This window comes from Pseudomonas sp. PDM22, assembly GCF_014851965.1.
GTDB lineage: Bacteria > Pseudomonadota > Gammaproteobacteria > Pseudomonadales > Pseudomonadaceae > Pseudomonas.
This window is the reverse complement of the sequence record NZ_JACVAR010000007.1, coordinates 156,872-175,403: the sequence shown is the minus strand read 5'-3', so window position 1 is coordinate 175,403 and position 18,532 is coordinate 156,872. Positions and strand designations below refer to the sequence as shown.

The 18,532-nt window shown below is 64.3% G+C and carries 16 protein-coding genes; 14 read left to right on the top strand and 2 right to left on the bottom strand.

All coding sequences use genetic code 11. From position 1 onward, the window contains the following. The first annotated feature begins 130 nt into the window (after window positions 1-130). From IB255_RS24155 to nuoN, 14 genes are all read left to right on the top strand, one after another. On the top strand, window positions 131-631 hold the full coding sequence (locus IB255_RS24155) for a DUF4442 domain-containing protein (protein WP_192210957.1): 501 nt from the start codon (window positions 131-133) through the stop codon (window positions 629-631). A 441-nt stretch (window positions 632-1,072) separates the two neighbouring features. Next, window positions 1,073-1,486, top strand: a complete 414-nt coding sequence (locus tag IB255_RS24150) for an NADH-quinone oxidoreductase subunit A (RefSeq protein WP_017517108.1) — start codon at window positions 1,073-1,075, stop codon at window positions 1,484-1,486. A 10-nt stretch (window positions 1,487-1,496) separates the two neighbouring features. Beyond that, on the top strand, window positions 1,497-2,174 hold the full coding sequence (locus tag IB255_RS24145; protein WP_045214755.1) for a NuoB/complex I 20 kDa subunit family protein: 678 nt from the start codon (window positions 1,497-1,499) through the stop codon (window positions 2,172-2,174). 59 nt (window positions 2,175-2,233) lie between these two features. Beyond that, the gene (gene nuoC, locus IB255_RS24140; RefSeq protein WP_081520488.1) at window positions 2,234-4,015 is read left to right on the top strand and encodes an NADH-quinone oxidoreductase subunit C/D; all 1,782 of its coding nucleotides are present in this window, start codon (window positions 2,234-2,236) and stop codon (window positions 4,013-4,015) included. Further along, entirely contained in the window at window positions 4,012-4,512 is a 501-nt protein-coding gene (nuoE, locus tag IB255_RS24135) for an NADH-quinone oxidoreductase subunit NuoE (RefSeq protein ID WP_177429504.1), read from the top strand. The genes nuoC and nuoE overlap by 4 nt, the downstream gene beginning before the upstream one ends. After that, window positions 4,509-5,858 (top strand): NADH-quinone oxidoreductase subunit NuoF, encoded by a 1,350-nt coding sequence (gene nuoF, locus IB255_RS24130; protein ID WP_081520490.1) that lies wholly within the window; start codon window positions 4,509-4,511, stop codon window positions 5,856-5,858. The genes nuoE and nuoF overlap by 4 nt, the downstream gene beginning before the upstream one ends. 128 nt (window positions 5,859-5,986) lie before the next feature. Next, window positions 5,987-8,701, top strand: coding sequence for an NADH-quinone oxidoreductase subunit NuoG (nuoG, locus tag IB255_RS24125; protein ID WP_192210956.1), 2,715 nt, complete (start codon window positions 5,987-5,989; stop codon window positions 8,699-8,701). Next, window positions 8,698-9,687: an NADH-quinone oxidoreductase subunit NuoH gene (nuoH, locus tag IB255_RS24120; protein ID WP_081520492.1), complete on the top strand. Its 990-nt coding sequence runs from the start codon at window positions 8,698-8,700 to the stop codon at window positions 9,685-9,687. The genes nuoG and nuoH overlap by 4 nt, the downstream gene beginning before the upstream one ends. Before the next feature lie 11 nt (window positions 9,688-9,698). Then, window positions 9,699-10,247, top strand: a complete 549-nt coding sequence (gene nuoI / locus IB255_RS24115; RefSeq protein ID WP_015477483.1) for an NADH-quinone oxidoreductase subunit NuoI — start codon at window positions 9,699-9,701, stop codon at window positions 10,245-10,247. Between the two features lie 11 nt (window positions 10,248-10,258). After that, complete coding sequence (nuoJ, locus tag IB255_RS24110; RefSeq protein ID WP_017517115.1) at window positions 10,259-10,759, top strand: NADH-quinone oxidoreductase subunit J; 501 nt, start codon at window positions 10,259-10,261, stop codon at window positions 10,757-10,759. Between the two features lie 4 nt (window positions 10,760-10,763). Continuing rightward, the gene (gene nuoK, locus IB255_RS24105) at window positions 10,764-11,072 is read left to right on the top strand and encodes an NADH-quinone oxidoreductase subunit NuoK (protein WP_017517116.1); all 309 of its coding nucleotides are present in this window, start codon (window positions 10,764-10,766) and stop codon (window positions 11,070-11,072) included. Further along, window positions 11,069-12,916, top strand: coding sequence for an NADH-quinone oxidoreductase subunit L (gene nuoL / locus IB255_RS24100; protein WP_192210955.1), 1,848 nt, complete (start codon window positions 11,069-11,071; stop codon window positions 12,914-12,916). The genes nuoK and nuoL overlap by 4 nt, the downstream gene beginning before the upstream one ends. 28 nt (window positions 12,917-12,944) lie before the next feature. Further along, window positions 12,945-14,474, top strand: coding sequence for an NADH-quinone oxidoreductase subunit M (nuoM, locus tag IB255_RS24095; protein WP_081520494.1), 1,530 nt, complete (start codon window positions 12,945-12,947; stop codon window positions 14,472-14,474). A 7-nt stretch (window positions 14,475-14,481) separates the two neighbouring features. Beyond that, window positions 14,482-15,945 (top strand): NADH-quinone oxidoreductase subunit NuoN, encoded by a 1,464-nt coding sequence (nuoN, locus tag IB255_RS24090; protein ID WP_192210954.1) that lies wholly within the window; start codon window positions 14,482-14,484, stop codon window positions 15,943-15,945. A 100-nt stretch (window positions 15,946-16,045) separates the two neighbouring features. Here the strand turns inward: nuoN and IB255_RS24085 are convergent, their stop codons facing one another. Both IB255_RS24085 and IB255_RS24080 read right to left on the bottom strand, forming a co-directional pair. Further along, a complete protein-coding gene (locus IB255_RS24085) occupies window positions 16,046-17,113 on the bottom strand; it encodes an AI-2E family transporter (RefSeq protein WP_192210953.1) in 1,068 nt (355 codons plus the stop codon). 92 nt (window positions 17,114-17,205) lie between these two features. Next, the gene (locus IB255_RS24080) at window positions 17,206-18,525 is read right to left on the bottom strand and encodes a Na+/H+ antiporter family protein (RefSeq protein ID WP_081520496.1); all 1,320 of its coding nucleotides are present in this window, start codon (window positions 18,523-18,525) and stop codon (window positions 17,206-17,208) included. Window positions 18,526-18,532: the final 7 nt, after the last annotated feature.

Below are 18,532 nucleotides of genomic sequence, written 5' to 3'. Positions count from 1 at the left end.
GGGGTCTTGCTTTTTGTGCCTGGCCGAATTGCGCTTGGCCGAACCGCCAGCAACCCCTTCCCCGCCCGCCAAGGGCAGAACCGCTTCGACGTGCCAGCCTCGGGCTTCCTTTATATGAACGGAACGCCCCATGAGCAATAAACCCAAGCGCAACCGCCTCGCCCTCGCCGCCCACCTCATCCAGCGCCTGCCCAGCCGCCTCCACGAGCCACTGCTGAGTCGCCTGTTCTGCTCCCAGGTGCGCTTTGCCGGAACCGCCGGCGTACGCATCCAGAGGCTCTCCAATGATGAAGTGAGAATGAGCCTGGCCAACCATCGCCGCGCCCGCAATCACATCGGCGGCTTACATGCCGCAGCCATGGCGCTGCTGGCCGAGTCCGCCAGTGGCTGCATGGTCGGCATGAATCTGCCCGATCACAAGCTGCCGCTGATCAAGACCCTCAAGGTCGACTACCTGCGCCGGGCCAGCGGCAGCCTGCGCGCCATCGCCACACTGACGCCGGAACAGCGCCGCGCAATGCGGGACGAAGATCGCGGCGAGGCGCTGGTGCAGGTGACCCTTCTGGACGATTCGGGGGCCGAACCGGTGCGCTGCGAGATGCGCTGGGCGTGGATTCGGAAGGGAAATTGAACCACCCGGATGCGGGGGCGACCAACGAGTTCACAGAGGGATAATTCGAAGTCACATACCAGGCGAAATAAAAGCCGCGCCGCTTATATGTAGTAAAGTTACGGATATACGACACTGCAAATGATAATATTTATCATTTATAGGCTGCCGATTTATTGCGGTCAAATACCTCGAAAGTACTATTCGACCAAAGCCGAAGTGCCGTCACACTAGGCATCCAGAGCCGCGCAAACAGGGCGCTACGGGAAATGCAAAAGCCTTTTGCCCGAAATAGAAGCATCTGTTTGTGTTGGAAAAATTTACTTGCTGAAGGCTTTGGGCATAAAATTGGAAAGATGACCTGAACCCTTAGCTCACTATCCTTGAGTTGTCGGGTTCGCAGTAGTCGGGCGTTGCGCCCGGAACCCAAGACAATCGTTATTTGTAGGAAGGAGTATCGGCATGCCCAATCCAGCTGAACTTGCAGCTCAACACTGGGGACTCGCCGCCTTCCTTTTAGGAGTGCTGGGCCTGCTCGCCTTCATGCTAGGGGTTTCCAGCCTTCTTGGCAGTAAGGCATTTGGTCGCAGCAAGAACGAACCGTTCGAATCGGGGATCGTTCCTACCGGCAGCGCCCGCCTGCGTCTGTCGGCAAAATTCTATCTGGTCGCGATGCTCTTCGTGATCTTCGACGTCGAAGCCCTCTTCCTCTTCGCCTGGTCCGTGTCCGTCCGTGAAAGCGGTTGGGCAGGTCTGATCGAGGCAACCATTTTCATAGCAATTCTGTTGGCAGGTCTTGTCTACCTGTGGCGTATCGGCGCGCTCGATTGGGCGCCGGCGGCACGTCGCGCACGGCAGGCGAAGCTAAAACAATGAGGCTTTGGCGATGCAATACAAACTTACCCGGATCGATCCGGATGCGCCCAATGATCAATACCCGATCGGCGAACGCGAAACGGTAGAAGACCCGCTCATCGAAGGGCAGGTCCACAAGAACATCTTCATGGGCAAGCTCGAGGATGTTCTCAACGGTGCAGTCAACTGGGGTCGCAAGAACTCCCTGTGGCCGTACAACTTCGGGCTGTCCTGCTGCTACGTGGAGATGACCACGGCGTTCACCGCGCCGCACGACATCGCCCGTTTCGGCGCCGAAGTGATCCGTGCATCGCCGCGCCAGGCTGACTTCATGGTCATCGCCGGCACCTGCTTCATCAAGATGGCTCCGGTCATCCAGCGCCTGTACGAGCAGATGCTGGAACCCAAGTGGGTGATCTCGATGGGGTCGTGCGCCAACTCCGGCGGCATGTACGACATCTACTCGGTCGTTCAGGGGGTCGACAAGTTCCTCCCCGTGGACGTGTACATCCCCGGCTGCCCGCCCCGTCCGGAGGCATTCCTGCAAGGCCTGATGCTGCTGCAGGAATCCATCGGCCAGGAGCGTCGTCCGTTGTCCTGGGTTGTAGGCGATCAAGGCGTCTATCGCGCCGACATGCCTGCCCAGAAGGATCTCAAGCGCGAACAGCGCATTGCGGTCACCAACCTGCGCAGCCCCGACGAAGTGTGATCCGGCCCTCCACGAGAGGCCCGTTTTCACTCCACCGTTGACCGAGTGACTTAAAGACTATGAATGCAGACTCCGCTCTGTACATCCCGCCTTACAAGGCAGACGACCAAGATATCGTCGTCGAACTGAATTCCCGCTTTGGCGCCGAGACCTTCACCGTCCAGGCCACCCGCACCGGCATGCCGGTGCTCTGGGTTGCCCGTGAGCGCCTGATCGACGTCCTTACCTTCCTGCGCAATGTGCCCAAGCCGTACGTCATGCTCTATGACCTGCACGGTGTCGACGAGCGCCTGCGCACTCATCGTCGCGGCCTGCCGGGCGCCGACTTCAGCGTGTTCTACCACCTGATGTCGCTCGAGCGTAATAGTGACGTGATGATCAAGGTGGCCTTGTCCGAAGGCGACCTCAACGTACCCACCGCCACCCGTATCTGGCCGAACGCCAACTGGTACGAGCGTGAGGTCTGGGACATGTACGGGATCACCTTCAACGGTCACCCGCACCTGACCCGCATGCTGATGCCGCCCACCTGGGAAGGTCACCCGCTGCGCAAGGACTACCCGGCGCGCGCCACCGAGTTCGACCCCTACGCGCTGTCCGCCGCCAAGCAGGACCTCGAGCAGGAAGCCCTGCGCTTCAAGCCCGAAGACTGGGGCATGAAGCGCCACGGCGAGAACGAGGACTTCATGTTCCTCAACCTCGGCCCTAACCACCCGTCCGCGCACGGTGCGTTCCGCATCATCCTGCAACTGGACGGTGAAGAGATCCTCGACTGCGTTCCGGAGATCGGCTACCACCACCGTGGCGCCGAGAAGATGGCCGAGCGTCAGTCCTGGCACAGCTTCATTCCGTACACCGACCGTATCGACTACCTCGGCGGCGTGATGAACAACCTGCCGTACGTGCTCTCGGTCGAGAAGCTCGCCGGCATCAAGGTGCCGCAGCGCGTCGACGTCATCCGCATCATGATGTCGGAGTTCTTCCGCATCCTGAACCACCTCCTCTACCTGGGTACCTACATCCAGGACGTGGGCGCGATGACCCCGGTGTTCTTCACCTTCACCGACCGCCAGCGTGCCTACAAGGTCGTCGAAGCCATCACTGGCTTCCGCCTGCACCCGGCCTGGTACCGCATCGGCGGCGTCGCCCACGACCTGCCGCGCGGCTGGGACAAGCTGGTCCGCGAGTTCCTCGACTGGATGCCCAAGCGCCTGGACGAGTACGAAACCGCTGCCCTGAAGAACAGCATCCTGCGTGGCCGTACCATCGGCGTTGCCGCGTACAACACCAAGGAAGCGCTGGAATGGGGCACCACCGGCGCCGGCCTGCGCGCCACCGGCTGTGATTTCGACCTGCGTAAAGCCCGCCCCTACTCCGGCTACGAGAACTTCGAGTTCGAAGTACCGCTGGCGGCCAACGGCGACGCCTACGACCGCTGCATGGTCAAGATGGGTGAGATGCGCCAGAGCCTGCGCATCATCGAGCAGTGCCTGAAGAACATGCCCGAAGGCCCGTACAAGGCCGACCACCCGCTGACCACGCCGCCGCCCAAAGAGCGCACGCTGCAGCACATCGAAACCCTGATCACCCACTTCCTGCAGGTTTCCTGGGGCCCGGTCATGCCGGCCAACGAAGCCTTCCAGATGGTGGAAGCGACCAAGGGCATCAACAGCTACTACCTGACGAGCGATGGCAGCACCATGAGCTACCGGACCCGTATCCGGACGCCCAGCTTCCCGCACCTGCAGCAGATTCCGTCGGTGATCAACGGCAGCATGATCGCTGACCTGATCGCCTATCTGGGCAGTATCGACTTCGTTATGGCCGACGTGGACCGCTGATCATGAGTACCCTTATCCAGACTGATCGTTTCGAACTCAGCGAAACCGAGCGCTCGGCCATCGAGCACGAAATGCATCACTACGAGGACTCCCGCGCGGCGTCCATCGAAGCCCTGAAGATCGTCCAGAAGCAGCGCGGCTGGGTGCCGGACGGCGCCATCCCGGCCATCGCCGACATCCTCGGCATTCCCGACAGCGACGTCGAAGGCGTGGCTACCTTCTATAGCCAGATCTTCCGCCAGCCGGTCGGCCGCCACATCATCCGCGTCTGCGACAGCATGGTCTGCTACATCGGCGGCCACGAGTCCGTGGTTGGCGAGATTCAGAAGCAGCTGGGCATCGGCCTCGGCCAGACCACCGCCGACGGCCGCTTCACCCTGCTGCCGGTGTGCTGCCTGGGCAACTGCGACAAGGCCCCGGCGATGATGATCGACGACGACACCTTCGGCGACCTGCGTCCCGACGGCGTCGCCAAACTGCTGGAGGCCTACGTATGAGTCGCCTCACCTCCTACGGCACGCCCAACCGCACTGCGCGCGCGGCCGAAACCCACCCGCTGACCTGGCGCCTGCGTGACGACGGCGCCCCGGTCTGGCTGGAGGAGTACCAGTCGAAGAACGGCTACGCTGCCGCGCGCAAGGCGCTGGCGCAGATGGCCACCGACGACATCGTCCAGACCGTCAAGGACTCCGGCCTCAAGGGCCGCGGCGGTGCGGGCTTCCCCACCGGCGTGAAGTGGGGCCTGATGCCCAAGGACGAATCCCTCAACATCCGCTACCTGCTGTGCAACGCGGACGAGATGGAGCCCAACACCTGGAAGGACCGCATGCTCATGGAGCAGCTGCCGCACCTGCTGGTGGAAGGCATGCTGATCTCCGCGCGCGCCCTCAAGGCCTACCGCGGCTACATCTTCCTGCGCGGCGAGTACGTCGACGCCGCCCGCAACCTGAATCGCGCCATCGATGAAGCCAAGGCCGCCGGCCTGCTGGGCAAGAACATCCTCGGCAGTGGATTCGATTTCGAGCTGTTCGTGCACACCGGCGCCGGCCGCTACATCTGTGGCGAAGAGACCGCGCTGATCAACTCGCTGGAAGGCCGCCGCGCCAACCCGCGCTCCAAGCCGCCCTTCCCCGCCGCCGTTGGCGTCTGGGGCAAGCCGACCTGCGTGAACAACGTCGAGACCCTGTGCAATGTGCCGGCGATCGTCGAGCACGGCGTCGACTGGTACAAGGGCCTTGCCCGTCCGGGCAGCGAAGACATGGGCACCAAGCTCATGGGCTTCTCCGGCAAGGTGAAGAACCCCGGCATCTGGGAACTGCCCTTCGGCCTTCCGGCCCGCGAGCTGTTCGAGGACTACGCCGGCGGCATGCGCGACGGCTACAAGCTCAAGGCCTGGCAGCCGGGCGGCGCCGGTACCGGCTTCCTCCTGCCGGAACACCTGGACGCCCTGTTCTACGCCGGCGGCGTCGCCAAGGTCGGCACCCGTATGGGTACCGGTCTGGCCATGGCGGTGGACGACAGCGTCAACATGGTTTCCCTGTTGCGCAACATGGAAGAGTTCTTCGCCCGCGAATCCTGCGGCTGGTGCACTCCGTGCCGCGACGGCCTGCCGTGGAGCGTGAAGGTCCTGCGCGCGCTGGAGAAAGGCGAAGGCGCCCAGGGCGACCTGGAGACCCTCGAGCAGCTCGTCAACTTCCTCGGCCCAGGCAAGACTTTCTGTGCCCACGCACCGGGTGCCGTCGAGCCGCTGGGCAGCGCACTGAAGTATTTCCGTCCCGAGTTCGAAGCGGGCATCTCCCGCCAGGCTCAGGCCGTACAAGCACCGCAGACCGTCGGCGCTTGATGCTTTGATCGCCGGGCGCTGCGCCCGGCGTTGTTTCGTTGTAGTGCCGCGGCGTGCCGCCGGCCCGATGAAACCGTGATTTCTATTAGCCACGCCCGCTGACAACGGGCCAACGAAGACTTAGACCCATGGCCACGATCCACGTAGACGGCAAGACGTTAGAAGTCGACGGAGCGGACAACCTGTTGCAGGCCTGCCTCTCCCTCGGTCTCGACATCCCCTACTTCTGCTGGCACCCGGCGCTCGGTAGCGTCGGCGCCTGCCGCCAGTGTGCGGTCAAGCAGTACACCGACGAGAACGACACCCGCGGTCGCATCGTCATGTCCTGCATGACTCCCGCTACCGACAACACCTGGATTTCCATCGAAGACGAAGAATCCAAGGCATTCCGTGCCAGCGTCGTCGAATGGCTGATGACCAACCACCCGCACGACTGCCCGGTCTGCGAGGAAGGCGGTCACTGCCACCTGCAGGACATGACGGTGATGACCGGCCACAACCAGCGCCGGTACCGCTTCACCAAGCGCACCCACCAGAACCAGGAACTCGGCCCGTTCATCGCCCACGAGATGAACCGCTGCATCGCCTGCTACCGCTGCGTCCGCTACTACAAGGACTACGCCGGCGGCACCGACCTGGGCGTCTATGGTGCGCACGACAACGTCTACTTCGGCCGTATCGAAGACGGTGTGCTCGAGAGCGAATTCTCCGGCAACCTGACCGAGGTCTGCCCGACCGGCGTGTTCACCGACAAGACCCACTCCGAGCGCTACAACCGCAAGTGGGACATGCAGTTCGCCCCGAGCATCTGCCATGGCTGCTCCAGCGGCTGCAACATCAGCCCCGGCGAGCGTTACGGTGAAATCCGCCGCATCGAGAACCGCTACAACGGCTCGGTGAACCACTACTTCCTGTGCGACCGCGGCCGCTTCGGCTACGGCTACGTCAACCGCGAAGACCGCCCGCGCCAGCCGCAGCTGATGTTGAGCAAGCAGAAGCTCTCGCTGGACGGCGCCCTGGACCAGACCGCAGCGCTGCTCAAGGGCCGCAAGGTCATCGGCATCGGTTCGCCGCGCGCCAGCCTGGAAAGCAACTACGCCCTGTCCGCACTGGTCGGCGCGCAGAACTTCTACAGCGGCATCTCCGCTGACGAGCTGCAACGCCTGCAGCTGGTCCTGAAAGTCATGCAGGAAGGCCCGCTGCCGGTGCCGACCATCCGTGACATCGAAGACCATGACGCGGTATTCGTGCTTGGCGAAGACCTGACCCAGACCGCTGCCCGTATCGCCCTGGCCCTGCGTCAGTCGGTCAAGGGCAAGGGCGAGGACATGGCCGCCGCGATGAAGATCCAGCCCTGGCTCGACGCCGCGGTGAAGACCATCGCCCAGCATGAGATGAACCCGCTGTTCATCGCCAGCCTGGATGAAACCCGTCTCGACGACGTAGCCGCCGAGTGCGTGCACGCCGCTACCGAAGACCTGGCGCGCCTGGGCTTCGCCGTGGCACACGCGATCGACTCGAGCGCTCCGGCCGTCGCCGGCCTCGACGCCGAAGCCGCCGCCCTCGCCCAGCGCATCGCCGATGCCCTGGTCGCCGCCCAGCGTCCGCTGGTCATCTCCGGCACCTCGCTGGGCAGCAACGCCCTGATCGAAGCCGCGGCCAACATCGCCAGCGCGCTGAAGAACCGCGAGAAGAACGGCTCCCTGAGCCTGGTCGTTCCGGAAGCCAACAGCCTGGGCCTCACCCTGTTCGGTGGCGCCTCGGTTGAAGCCGCCCTGGAGCAGCTGACCTCCGGCGCCGCCGATGCCGTGGTGATCCTGGAGAACGACCTGTACCGCCGCGCCGACGCTGCTGCTGTCGATGCCGCCCTGGCCGCCGCGAAGATCGTCGTCGTCGCCGATCACCAGCAGACCGCCACCAGCGCCAAGGCCACCGTCCTGCTGCCGGCCGCCAGCTTCGCCGAAGGCGATGGCACCCTGGTCAGCCAGGAAGGCCGCGCCCAGCGCTTCTTCCAGGTCTACGACCCGACCTACTACAACGCCGACATCCTGGTTCGCGAAGGCTGGCGCTGGCTGCATGCCCTGCACAGCACCCTCGAAGGCAAGCGTGTCGACTGGACCCAACTGGACCACGTGATCGACGCCGTCGTCGCTGCCAAGCCGCAACTGGCCGGCATCCGCGAAGCCGCACCGAACGCCGCGTTCCGCATCAAGGGTCTGAAGCTGGCGCGCGAGCCCCACCGCTACTCCGGCCGCACTGCCATGCGTGCCAACATCAATGTCAGCGAGCCGCGTCAGCCGCAGGACATCGACTCCGCGTTCGCCTTCTCCATGGAAGGCTACGCCGGCAGCGCCGAGCCGCGTCAGCAGATTCCGTTCGCCTGGTCCCCGGGCTGGAACTCCCCGCAGGCCTGGAACAAGTTCCAGGACGAAGTCGGTGGTCACCTGCGTGCCGGCGATCCGGGCGTACGCCTGATCGAGGCCAAGGGCGATGCCCTGTGGTTCAGCGAGATTCCTGCGCCGTTCCACACCGCCGCCAGCCAGTTCAAGGTGGTGCCCTTCTATCACCTGTTCGGTAGCGAGGAGAACTCCTCGAAAGCCGCCCCGGTGCAGGAGCGCATCCCGCAGACCTACGTCACCCTGGCCAAGGCCGAGGCTGACCGTCTGGGCGTGAACGAAGGCGCGATCATCCGCCTGACCGTCAAGGGCCAGGAACTGCGCCTGCCGCTGCGCGTGAGCGAAGGGCTCGGCGCCGGCCTGGTTGCCCTGCCGATCGGTCTGCAAGGCATTCCTGCCGGTGTCATCGGCGCTGTCGCTGAAGGTCTGCAGGAGGCTGCGCAATGAGTTGGCTGACACCCGCCATCGTCGACATCCTGATCGAGGTCATCAAGGCCATCGTCATCCTGCTCGCCGTGGTCGTCTGCGGCGCGCTGCTCAGCTGGGTCGAGCGTCGTCTGCTCGGCCTCTGGCAGGACCGCTACGGTCCGAACCGGGTCGGCCCCTTCGGTGCCTTCCAGCTCGGCGCCGACATGCTGAAGATGTTCTTCAAGGAAGACTGGACCCCGCCGTTCGCCGACAAGATGATCTTCACCCTCGCCCCCATGATCGCCATGGGTGCGCTGCTGGTGGCCTTCGCGGTCATCCCGATCACCCCGAACTGGGGCGTGGCGGACCTGAACATCGGCATCCTGTTCTTCTTCGCCATGGCTGGCCTGACCGTGTACGCGGTGCTGTTCGCCGGCTGGTCGAGCAACAACAAGTTCGCCCTCCTCGGCAGCCTGCGCGCCTCGGCCCAGACCATCTCCTACGAGGTGTTCCTGGCCCTGTCGCTGATGGGTATCGTCGCCCAGGTCGGTTCGTTCAGCCTGCGCGACATCGTCGAATACCAGGCCCAGCACGTGTGGTTCATCATTCCGCAGTTCTTCGGCTTCATGACCTTCTTCGTCGCCGGCGTCGCCGTGACTCACCGTCACCCGTTCGACCAGCCCGAAGCCGAGCAGGAACTGGCCGACGGTTACCACATCGAGTACGCCGGCATGAAATGGGGCATGTTCTTCGTCGGCGAGTACATCGGCATCGTGCTGGTGTCCGCGCTGCTGGCGACCCTGTTCTTCGGCGGCTGGCACGGTCCCTTCGGCATCCTGCCGCAGATCCCGTTCTTCTGGTTCGCCCTGAAAACCGGCTTCTTCATCATGATGTTCATTTTGCTGCGGGCCTCCATCCCACGCCCGCGCTATGACCAGGTGATGGCCTTCAGCTGGAAGTTCTGCCTCCCGCTGACCCTGATCAACCTGCTGGTGACCGGCGCTGTCGTGCTGGCCAGCCAGTAAGGAGTAGGACCATGATCAAGTACATTTTCGACGTGGTGCACGGCACCTACACCCAGCTGCGCAGCCTGGTGATGATCTTCGGTCACGCCTTCCGCAAGCGTGACACCCTGCAGTACCCGGAAGAGCCCGTGTACCTGCCGCCGCGCTACCGTGGCCGCATCGTGCTCACCCGCGATCCCGACGGCGAGGAGCGCTGCGTTGCGTGCAACCTGTGCGCCGTGGCCTGCCCGGTCGGCTGCATCTCCCTGCAGAAGGCCGAGACCGACGACGGTCGCTGGTACCCCGAGTTCTTCCGCATCAACTTCTCCCGCTGCATCTTCTGCGGCCTGTGCGAAGAAGCCTGCCCGACCACCGCGATCCAGCTGACTCCGGATTTCGAGATGGGCGAGTTCAAACGCCAGGACCTGGTCTACGAGAAGGAAGACCTGCTGATCTCCGGCCCCGGCAAGAATCCGGATTACAACTTCTACCGCGTTGCCGGCATGGCCATCGCCGGCAAGCCGAAAGGCGCCGCGCAGAACGAGGCCGAACCGATCAACGTCAAGAGCCTGCTGCCGTAAGGAGACGTCGCGTGGAATTCGCTTTCTACTTCGCCGCCGGCGTCGCCGTGCTGGCAACCTTCCGGGTCATCACCAACAGCAATCCGGTGCATGCCCTGCTCTACCTCATCATCTCGCTGCTCGCAGTCTCGATGACCTTCTTCAGCCTCGGCGCCCCGTTCGCCGGTGCCCTGGAAATCATCGTCTACGCCGGCGCGATCATGGTGCTGTTCGTCTTCGTGGTCATGATGCTCAACCTTGGCCCGGCGATTGCCGAGCAGGAGCGCAAGTGGCTCAAGCCCGGCGTCTGGATCGGCCCCGGCGCCCTGGCTGCCGTGCTGCTGGTCGAACTGCTGTGGATGCTCTCGCGCACTCCGAGCGGCATCGGCATCGGCCACACCACGGTGGACGCCAAGGCCGTGGGCATCAGCCTGTTCGGCCCGTACCTGCTGGTCGTCGAACTGGCCTCGATGCTGCTGCTGGCGGCACTGGTCGCCGCCTACCACCTCGGCCGCCACGAAGCGAAGGACTAACACCATGAATGCAATCCCTCTCGAACACGGACTGGCGCTCGCCGGTGTGCTGTTCTGCTTCGGCTTGGTGGGCCTGATGGTACGACGCAACATCCTGTTCGTACTGATGAGCCTGGAAGTGATGATGAACGCCGCCGCTCTGGCCTTCGTGGTCGGTGGCGCCCGCTGGGGCCAGCCTGACGGCCAGGTGATGTTCATCCTGGTGCTCAGCCTGGCTGCGGCCGAGGCCAGCATTGGCCTGGCGATCCTGCTCCAGCTGTATCGCCGCTTCCATACCCTCGATATCGACGCTGCCAGCGAGATGCGCGGATGAACCTGCTGCCCCTTACTTTCCTGTTCCCCCTGGTCGGCTTCCTGCTGCTCTCGTTCTCCCGTGGCAAGTGGTCGGAAAATCTCTCGGCACTGGTGGGTGTCGGCTCCGTGGGCCTCGCGGCCCTCTCCGCCTTCTGGGCGATCTGGAGCTTCCACAGCAACCCGCCCGAAGGTGGCGCCTACAGCCTGGTGCTGTGGCAATGGGTGAGCGTTGGCGACTTCAAGACCAACTTCACCCTGTACCTGGACGGTCTGTCGGTCACCATGCTCGGCGTGGTCACCGGCGTCGGCTTCCTGATCCACCTGTTCGCCTCCTGGTACATGCGCGGTGAAACCGGCTACTCGCGTTTCTTCGCGTACACCAACCTGTTCATCGCCAGCATGCTGTTCCTGGTGCTGGGCGATAACCTGCTGTTCATGTACTTCGGCTGGGAAGGCGTGGGCCTCTGCTCCTACCTGCTGATCGGTTTCTATTACAACCACGTACCCAACGGCAACGCAGCGCTGAAGGCCTTCATCGTGACCCGCGTGGGTGACGTGTTCTTCGCCATCGGCATGTTCATCCTGTTCCAGCACCTGGGCACGCTGAACATCCAGGAGCTGCTGGTCCTGGCTCCGCAGCACTTCGCCAAGGGCGACCTGTGGATCACCCTGGCGACCCTGATGCTGCTCGGCGGCGCCGTCGGCAAATCCGCCCAGCTGCCGCTGCAGACCTGGCTGGCGGACGCGATGGCCGGCCCGACGCCGGTCTCCGCACTGATCCACGCCGCCACCATGGTGACCGCGGGCGTCTACCTGATCGCGCGCTGCCACGGCCTGTTCGAACTGGCTCCGAATGTCCTCGAGCTGGTGGGTATCATCGGCGCCGTGACCCTGGTCCTGGCCGGCTTCGCCGCCCTGGTGCAGACCGACATCAAGCGTATCCTCGCCTACTCGACCATGAGCCAGATCGGCTACATGTTCCTGGCCCTGGGCGTTGGCGCCTGGGGTGGCGCGATCTTCCACCTGATGACCCACGCCTTCTTCAAGGCCCTGCTGTTCCTTGCTTCGGGTGCGGTGATCGTCGCCTGCCACCACGAGCAGAACATCTTCAAGATGGGTGGCCTGTGGAAGAAACTGCCGCTGGCCTACGCGAGTTTCGTGGTCGGTGGTGCGGCCCTGTCCGCCCTGCCCTTCCTGACCGCCGGCTTCTACTCCAAGGACGAGATCCTCTGGGAAGCCTTCGCCAGCGGTCACCAGAACCTGCTGATCGCAGGGCTGGTCGGTGCGTTCATGACCTCGCTGTACACCTTCCGCCTGATCTTCATCGCCTTCCACGGTGAAGCGAAGACCGAAGCGCACGCCGGCCATGGCGTCAGCCACTGGCTGCCGCTGGGTGTCCTGATCGTGCTCTCCACCTTCATCGGCGCGCTGATCACTCCGCCGCTGGCCGGCGTCCTGCCGGAAAGCGCCGGTCACGCCGGTGGTGAAGCCAAGCACAGCCTGGAAATCGCCTCGGGCGCCATCGCCATCGCCGGTATCCTGCTGGCGGGCCTGCTGTTCCTCGGCAAGCGCCGCTTCGTCACTGCCGTCGCCCAGAGCGCACCGGGCCGCTTCTTCGGTACCTGGTGGCTGCATGCCTGGGGCTTCGACTGGCTGTACGACAAGCTGTTCGTGAAACCCTATCTGCTGATCTGCCGCCTGCTGGCCGCGGACCCGATCGACAAGACCCTGGTCCTGGTCCCGCTCACCGCCCGCGGTGGTCACAAACTCCTCAGCCTCACCGAGAACGGCCGCCTGCGTTGGTACGCCGCTTCCCTGGTGGGTGGCGCCGCGCTGCTCCTCGGCGCGCTGCTGCTGGCTTAATGAATTCACGAAAGAGATTGAGCCCGACATGATTCTGCCCTGGCTAATCCTGATCCCCTTCATCGGCGGCTTCCTTTGCTGGATCGCCGAGTACACCAGCAAGACCCTGCCCCGCTGGGTCGCCCTGGGATCGATGGTCCTCACCCTGGCGCTGAGCCTGTGGGTGTGGCACACCGGTGACTTCCAGCTCGCCCCGGCGCCCGGTGGCGAGCCGCAATGGACCCTGCAGTTCCAGGTGCCCTGGATCGAGCGCTTCGGCATCAGCGTACACCTGGCAATGGACGGCCTGTCCCTGCTGATGGTCGCGCTGACCGGCCTGCTCGGCGTGCTGTCCGTCCTCTGCTCGTGGAACGAGATCCAGCGTCGCATCGGCTTCTTCCACCTGAACCTGCTGTGGATCCTGGGCGGTGTGATCGGCGTGTTCCTGGCCGTCGACCTGTTCCTGTTCTTCTTCTTCTGGGAAATGATGCTGGTGCCGATGTACTTCCTCATCGCGCTCTGGGGTCATAGCTCGGACGATGGCAAGAAGACCCGCATCTACGCCGCCACCAAGTTCTTCATCTTCACCCAGGCCAGCGGCCTGGTGATGCTGGTGGCGATCCTGGGCCTGGTGTTCGTGCACTACAACAGCACCGGCGTCCTGACCTTCAACTACGCCGACCTGCTGAAGACCCAGTTGCCGCCGCACACCGAATGGCTGCTGATGCTCGGCTTCTTCGTCGCCTTCGCGGTGAAGATGCCGGTCGTGCCGGTACACTCCTGGCTGCCGGACGCCCACGCCCAGGCGCCGACCGCCGGTTCCGTGGACCTGGCCGGCATCCTGCTGAAGACCGCCGCCTACGGCCTGATCCGCTTCGCCCTGCCGCTGTTCCCCAACGCCTCGGCCGAGTTCGCCCCGATTGCCATGACCCTGGGTCTGATCGGCATCTTCTACGGCGCCTTCCTGTCGTTCGCACAGACCGACATCAAGCGCCTGGTGGCCTACTCCTCCGTGTCGCACATGGGCTTCGTGATGATCGGCATCTACTCCGGCAGCCCCCAGGCGCTGCAGGGTGTCGTCGTGCAGATGATCGCCCACGGCCTCTCTGCTGCCGCGCTGTTCATCCTGTGTGGCCAGCTGTACGAGCGCCTGCACACCCGTGACATGCGCAAGATGGGCGGCCTGTGGTCGCGCATCCCGTACCTGCCGGCCGTGGCCCTGTTCTTCGCCACCGCATCGCTGGGTCTGCCGGGCACCGGCAACTTCGTCGGCGAATTCCTGATCCTGCTGGGCAGCTTCAAGGTCGTTCCGGTGATCACCGTGATTGCCACCTTCGGCCTGGTGTTCGGTTCGGTCTACTCGCTGATCATGATCCACCGCGCCTACTTCGGCCCGGCCAAGTCCGACACCGCCATCGCCGGTCTGAACTTCCGCGAGCTCTCCATGGTGCTCGGCCTGGCGGTGCTGCTGATCGTGCTCGGCGTCTACCCGCAGCCGGTCCTCGACACCTCCGCGGCAACCATGCACGGCGTCCAGCAATGGCTGGGTGCCGCCCTCTCCACTCTGGCAGCACGGTAAGCGCGAAATGACCTTCACGATTCAACACTTCATCGCGCTCCTGCCACTGCTCATCACCAGCGCCACCCTGGTGGTGGTGATGCTCGCGGTAGCCTGGAAGCGTAACCACTCGATGGCCGCCACCCTCTCGGTGATCGGTCTGAACCTGGCCCTGCTGTCGATCATCCCGGTGCTGAAAGTCACTCCGATCGAAGTCACCCCGCTCATGGTGGTCGACAACTTCGCCTGCTTCTACATGGCCCTGATCCTCATCGGCGCCCTGGCCTGCACTACCCTCGCCCACGCCTACATGGAAAGCTTCCCGGGCAACCGCGAGGAACTGTACCTGCTGCTCCTGCTCTCCACCGCAGGCGGCCTGGTACTGGTCAGCGCGCAGAACCTGGCCGGTCTGTTCATCGGTCTGGAGCTGCTGTCGGTTCCGGTCTACGGCATGGTGGCCTACGCCTTCTTCAACAAGCGCACCCTGGAAGCGGGCATCAAGTACACCGTACTGTCCGCCGCCGGCTCCGCGTTCCTGCTGTTCGGCATGGCCCTGCTCTACGCCGAGTCCGGCAACCTGGGCTTCTCCGCCATCGGTGCCTCGCTGGCCGAAGGCACCAGCCACGGTCCGCTGCTGGCCATCGGCGTCGGCATGATGGTCGTCGGCCTGGGCTTCAAGCTGTCCCTGGCGCCGTTCCACCTGTGGACCCCGGACGTCTACGAAGGCGCGCCGGCTCCGGTCGCCACCTTCCTGGCCACCACCGCCAAGGTCGCCGTGTTCGCCGTGCTGCTGCGCCTGTTCCAGATCGCTCCGGCGGCCCTGAACAACGGCCTGCTGCATGACGCCATCACAGTAATCGCCGTCGCCTCGATCCTGATCGGCAACCTGCTGGCGCTGACCCAGAGCAACATCAAGCGCCTGCTGGGCTACTCGTCCATCGCCCACTTCGGCTACCTGCTGATCGCCCTGGTGGCGAGCAAGGGTCTGGCCGTGGAAGCGGTCGGCGTCTACCTGACCACTTACGTCGTCACCACCCTGGGCGCCTTCGGCGTGGTCACCCTGATGTCCACCCCGTACAGCGGCCGCGACGCCGACGCGCTGTTCGAATACCGCGGCCTGTTCTGGCGCCGTCCGGTGCTGACCGCGGTAATGACCGTGATGATGCTGTCCCTGGCCGGCATCCCGCTGACCGCCGGCTTCATCGGCAAGTTCTACATCGTCGCCACCGGTGTCGAGTCCCAGCACTGGTGGCTGGTCGGCGCCCTGGTACTGGGCAGCGCCATCGGCCTGTTCTACTACCTGCGTGTCATGGTGACCATGTTCCTGGTCGAGCCGAACATGAAGCGCCACGACGCTCCCCTGGACTGGGCCCAGCGCGCCGGCGGCATCATGCTGGTAGCCATCGCCCTGCTCGCCTTCTTCCTCGGCGTATACCCGCAACCGCTGCTGGACATCCTCCAGCACAGCGGCCTGGTAGCCATCGCCGGCTAAGGTCGACAGGCAACAAAAAACCCCGCTTCGGCGGGGTTTTTCATTCGGCGGATTTATTGCCGTGAGGCGTTGCGGCTTTTCGTAGGATGGGTGCTCTGCCCTACTCTGCCGGCTTGGCTGCTTCGCCTTCACGACCGGCGAACAGATCCCACGAGGCCATGAACAGCGCCGCGATCAGCGGGCCGATGACGAAGCCGTTGAGGCCGAACAGCGACATGCCGCCGAGGGTGGAGATCAACACCACGTAGTCGGGCATCTTGGTGTCCTTGCCCACCAGGATAGGGCGCAGGATGTTGTCCACCAGGCCGATCACCACCACGCAGAACAGCGTCAGCACCACGCCCTGCCAGATCGCTCCGGTGAGCAGGAAGTAAGCCGCCACCGGCACCCAGATCAGCCCCGCGCCAATTGCCGGCAGCAGCGAGAGGAAGGCCATCAACGTGCCCCAGAGCAAGGAGCCCTGGATGCCGAGGAACCAGAAGATCAGCCCGCCCAGCGCGCCCTGGGTCGCAGCGACGGCGATGTTGCCTTTCACCGTGGCGCGGATCACCGTGGTGAACTTGGCGAACAGGTGCTGCTTGTGCTCCACGCTCAGCGGCACCGCCTGCTTGATGCGACGCCCCAGCGTCGGGCCGTCGCGCAGGAGGAAGAACAGCAGGTACAGCATGATGCCGAAGCTGATGACGAACTCGAAGGTGTTCTGGCCGATGCTGAAGGCCTTGGTGGCCACCAGCTGGCTGGCCTGCATCGCGCCCGCCGAGAGCTTTTCCTGCAGGCTGGACAGGTCCGCCAGGTCGAAGCGCTCCAGCAACTGATGCGCCCAGCCCGGCAGCGCAGCGACTGCCTGCTGGTAGTAGGCGATGAAGTTCAGCTCACCGGACTTCAGCCGCTGGTAGACGGTCGCCCCCTCCTGCACCAGCGCGCCGGCGATGAAGGTCACCGGCAGGATCACGATCAGGAAGCAAACGGCGAGGGAAAGCAGCGCGGCGAGGTTGTTGCGCCCATTGAGCTTCACCCGCAGGCGGCGCTGCAGGGGCGCGAAGATGATCGCCAGGATGGTGCCCCAGAAGACCGCCCCGTAGAAAGGCAGCAGGATCCAGCCGAAGGCGAGCGTCACCACCAGCAGCAGGGCGAGGAACGTCCGGTATTCCAGTTTCGATTCGAACATGAGCGGGTCCATGGATGGATAAACCTGCTCATTAGTCAGCAGTTGCCCCGCCAAGTGCAACTTTCAGCGCGCGTTCCGTGCGCGCGAGCGCTCTAGAGCACCATTGCGGCCACCCAGCCGAATACCAGCAGCGGCAGGTTGTAGTGCAGGAAGGTCGGCACCACGGTGTCCCAGATATGGTTGTGCTGGCCGTCCACGTTCAGGCCCGAGGTCGGGCCGAGGGTGGAGTCCGACGCCGGCGAGCCCGCATCGCCCAATGCGCCCGCAGTCCCCACGATGCTGACGATGGCCAGCGGGCTGAAGCCCAGGTGCACCGCCAGCGGCACGAAGATCGCTGCAATGATCGGCACCGTGGAGAACGACGAACCGATGCCCATGGTCACCAGCAGGCCCACCAGCAGCATCATGAAGGCGCCCAGCGCCTTGCTGCTGCCGATCCAGCCGGCGGCGCTGTCCACCAGACTGGCGACCTGCCCGGTGGCAGTCATCACCGCGGCGAAGCCCTGGGCGGCGATCATGATGAAGCCGATCATCGCCATCATCTTCATGCCCTCGGTGAACAGGTCGTCCGCTTCCTTCCAGCGCACCACGCCGGACAGCGAGAACACCAGGAAGCCCACCAGCGCGCCGAGGATCATCGAGTCCAGCAGCAGCTGCACGGCAAAGGCCGCCGCGACGGCAACGCCCGCCACGACCAGGCTCATCCTGCTGTAAGGGGTATCGACCCGCTCGGCCTGCTCGATGCGTTCCAGGTCGTAGTCACGCTTGCGGCGGTAGCTGAACAGCACCGCGATCAGCAGGCCGCAGACCATGCCCAGAGCCGGAATCAGCATGGCGTGAGTGACGTTGATGCCCTGCACGTCGACGCCCGCTCGGGCCACGTTGGCCAGCAGGATCTGGTTCAGGAAGATGTTGCCAAAACCCACCGGCAGGAACATGTAGGGGGTGATCAGGCCGAAGGTGATGACACAGGCGATCAGCCGGCGGTCGATCTGCAGGCGCGTCAGCACATAGAGCAACGGCGGCACCAGCAGCGGGATGAAGGCGATGTGGATCGGCAGGATGTTCTGCGAGGAGATCGCCACCACCAGCAGCAGGCCGACCATCATCCACTTGAAGCCATTGGAGCCGTTCACCTCGTGGCGACCGAGCATCGCCAGGGCGCGATCGGCCAGCGCGTGCGCCATTCCGGAGCGCGCGATGGCCACGGCAAAGGCGCCGAGCATGGCGTAGGACAGCGCCACCGTCGCACCGGCACCCAGGCCTTCGTTGAAGGCCTTCAGCGTGCCGTCCATGCCCAGGCCGCCCAGCAAACCACCGGCCACCGCGCCGGCGATCAATGCGACCACCACATGCACGCGACACAGGCTCAGGACCAGCATCAGGCCAATGGCGATCAGCACCGCATTCATCTTCACC

Coding starts and splice junctions, on each gene's coding strand:
- nuoI (WP_015477483.1), top strand. CDS start 9,699: ATGATCAAGTACATTTTCGACGTGGTGCACGGCACCTACACCCAGCTG.
- IB255_RS24145 (WP_045214755.1), top strand. CDS start 1,497: ATGCAATACAAACTTACCCGGATCGATCCGGATGCGCCCAATGATCAA.
- nuoG (WP_192210956.1), top strand. CDS start 5,987: ATGGCCACGATCCACGTAGACGGCAAGACGTTAGAAGTCGACGGAGCG.
- nuoL (WP_192210955.1), top strand. CDS start 11,069: ATGAACCTGCTGCCCCTTACTTTCCTGTTCCCCCTGGTCGGCTTCCTG.
- nuoC (WP_081520488.1), top strand. CDS start 2,234: ATGAATGCAGACTCCGCTCTGTACATCCCGCCTTACAAGGCAGACGAC.
- IB255_RS24150 (WP_017517108.1), top strand. CDS start 1,073: ATGCCCAATCCAGCTGAACTTGCAGCTCAACACTGGGGACTCGCCGCC.
- nuoM (WP_081520494.1), top strand. CDS start 12,945: ATGATTCTGCCCTGGCTAATCCTGATCCCCTTCATCGGCGGCTTCCTT.
- nuoF (WP_081520490.1), top strand. CDS start 4,509: ATGAGTCGCCTCACCTCCTACGGCACGCCCAACCGCACTGCGCGCGCG.
- IB255_RS24085 (WP_192210953.1), bottom strand. CDS start 17,113: ATGTTCGAATCGAAACTGGAATACCGGACGTTCCTCGCCCTGCTGCTG.
- IB255_RS24080 (WP_081520496.1), bottom strand. CDS start 18,525: ATGAATGCGGTGCTGATCGCCATTGGCCTGATGCTGGTCCTGAGCCTG.
- IB255_RS24155 (WP_192210957.1), top strand. CDS start 131: ATGAGCAATAAACCCAAGCGCAACCGCCTCGCCCTCGCCGCCCACCTC.
- nuoK (WP_017517116.1), top strand. CDS start 10,764: ATGAATGCAATCCCTCTCGAACACGGACTGGCGCTCGCCGGTGTGCTG.
- nuoH (WP_081520492.1), top strand. CDS start 8,698: ATGAGTTGGCTGACACCCGCCATCGTCGACATCCTGATCGAGGTCATC.
- nuoN (WP_192210954.1), top strand. CDS start 14,482: ATGACCTTCACGATTCAACACTTCATCGCGCTCCTGCCACTGCTCATC.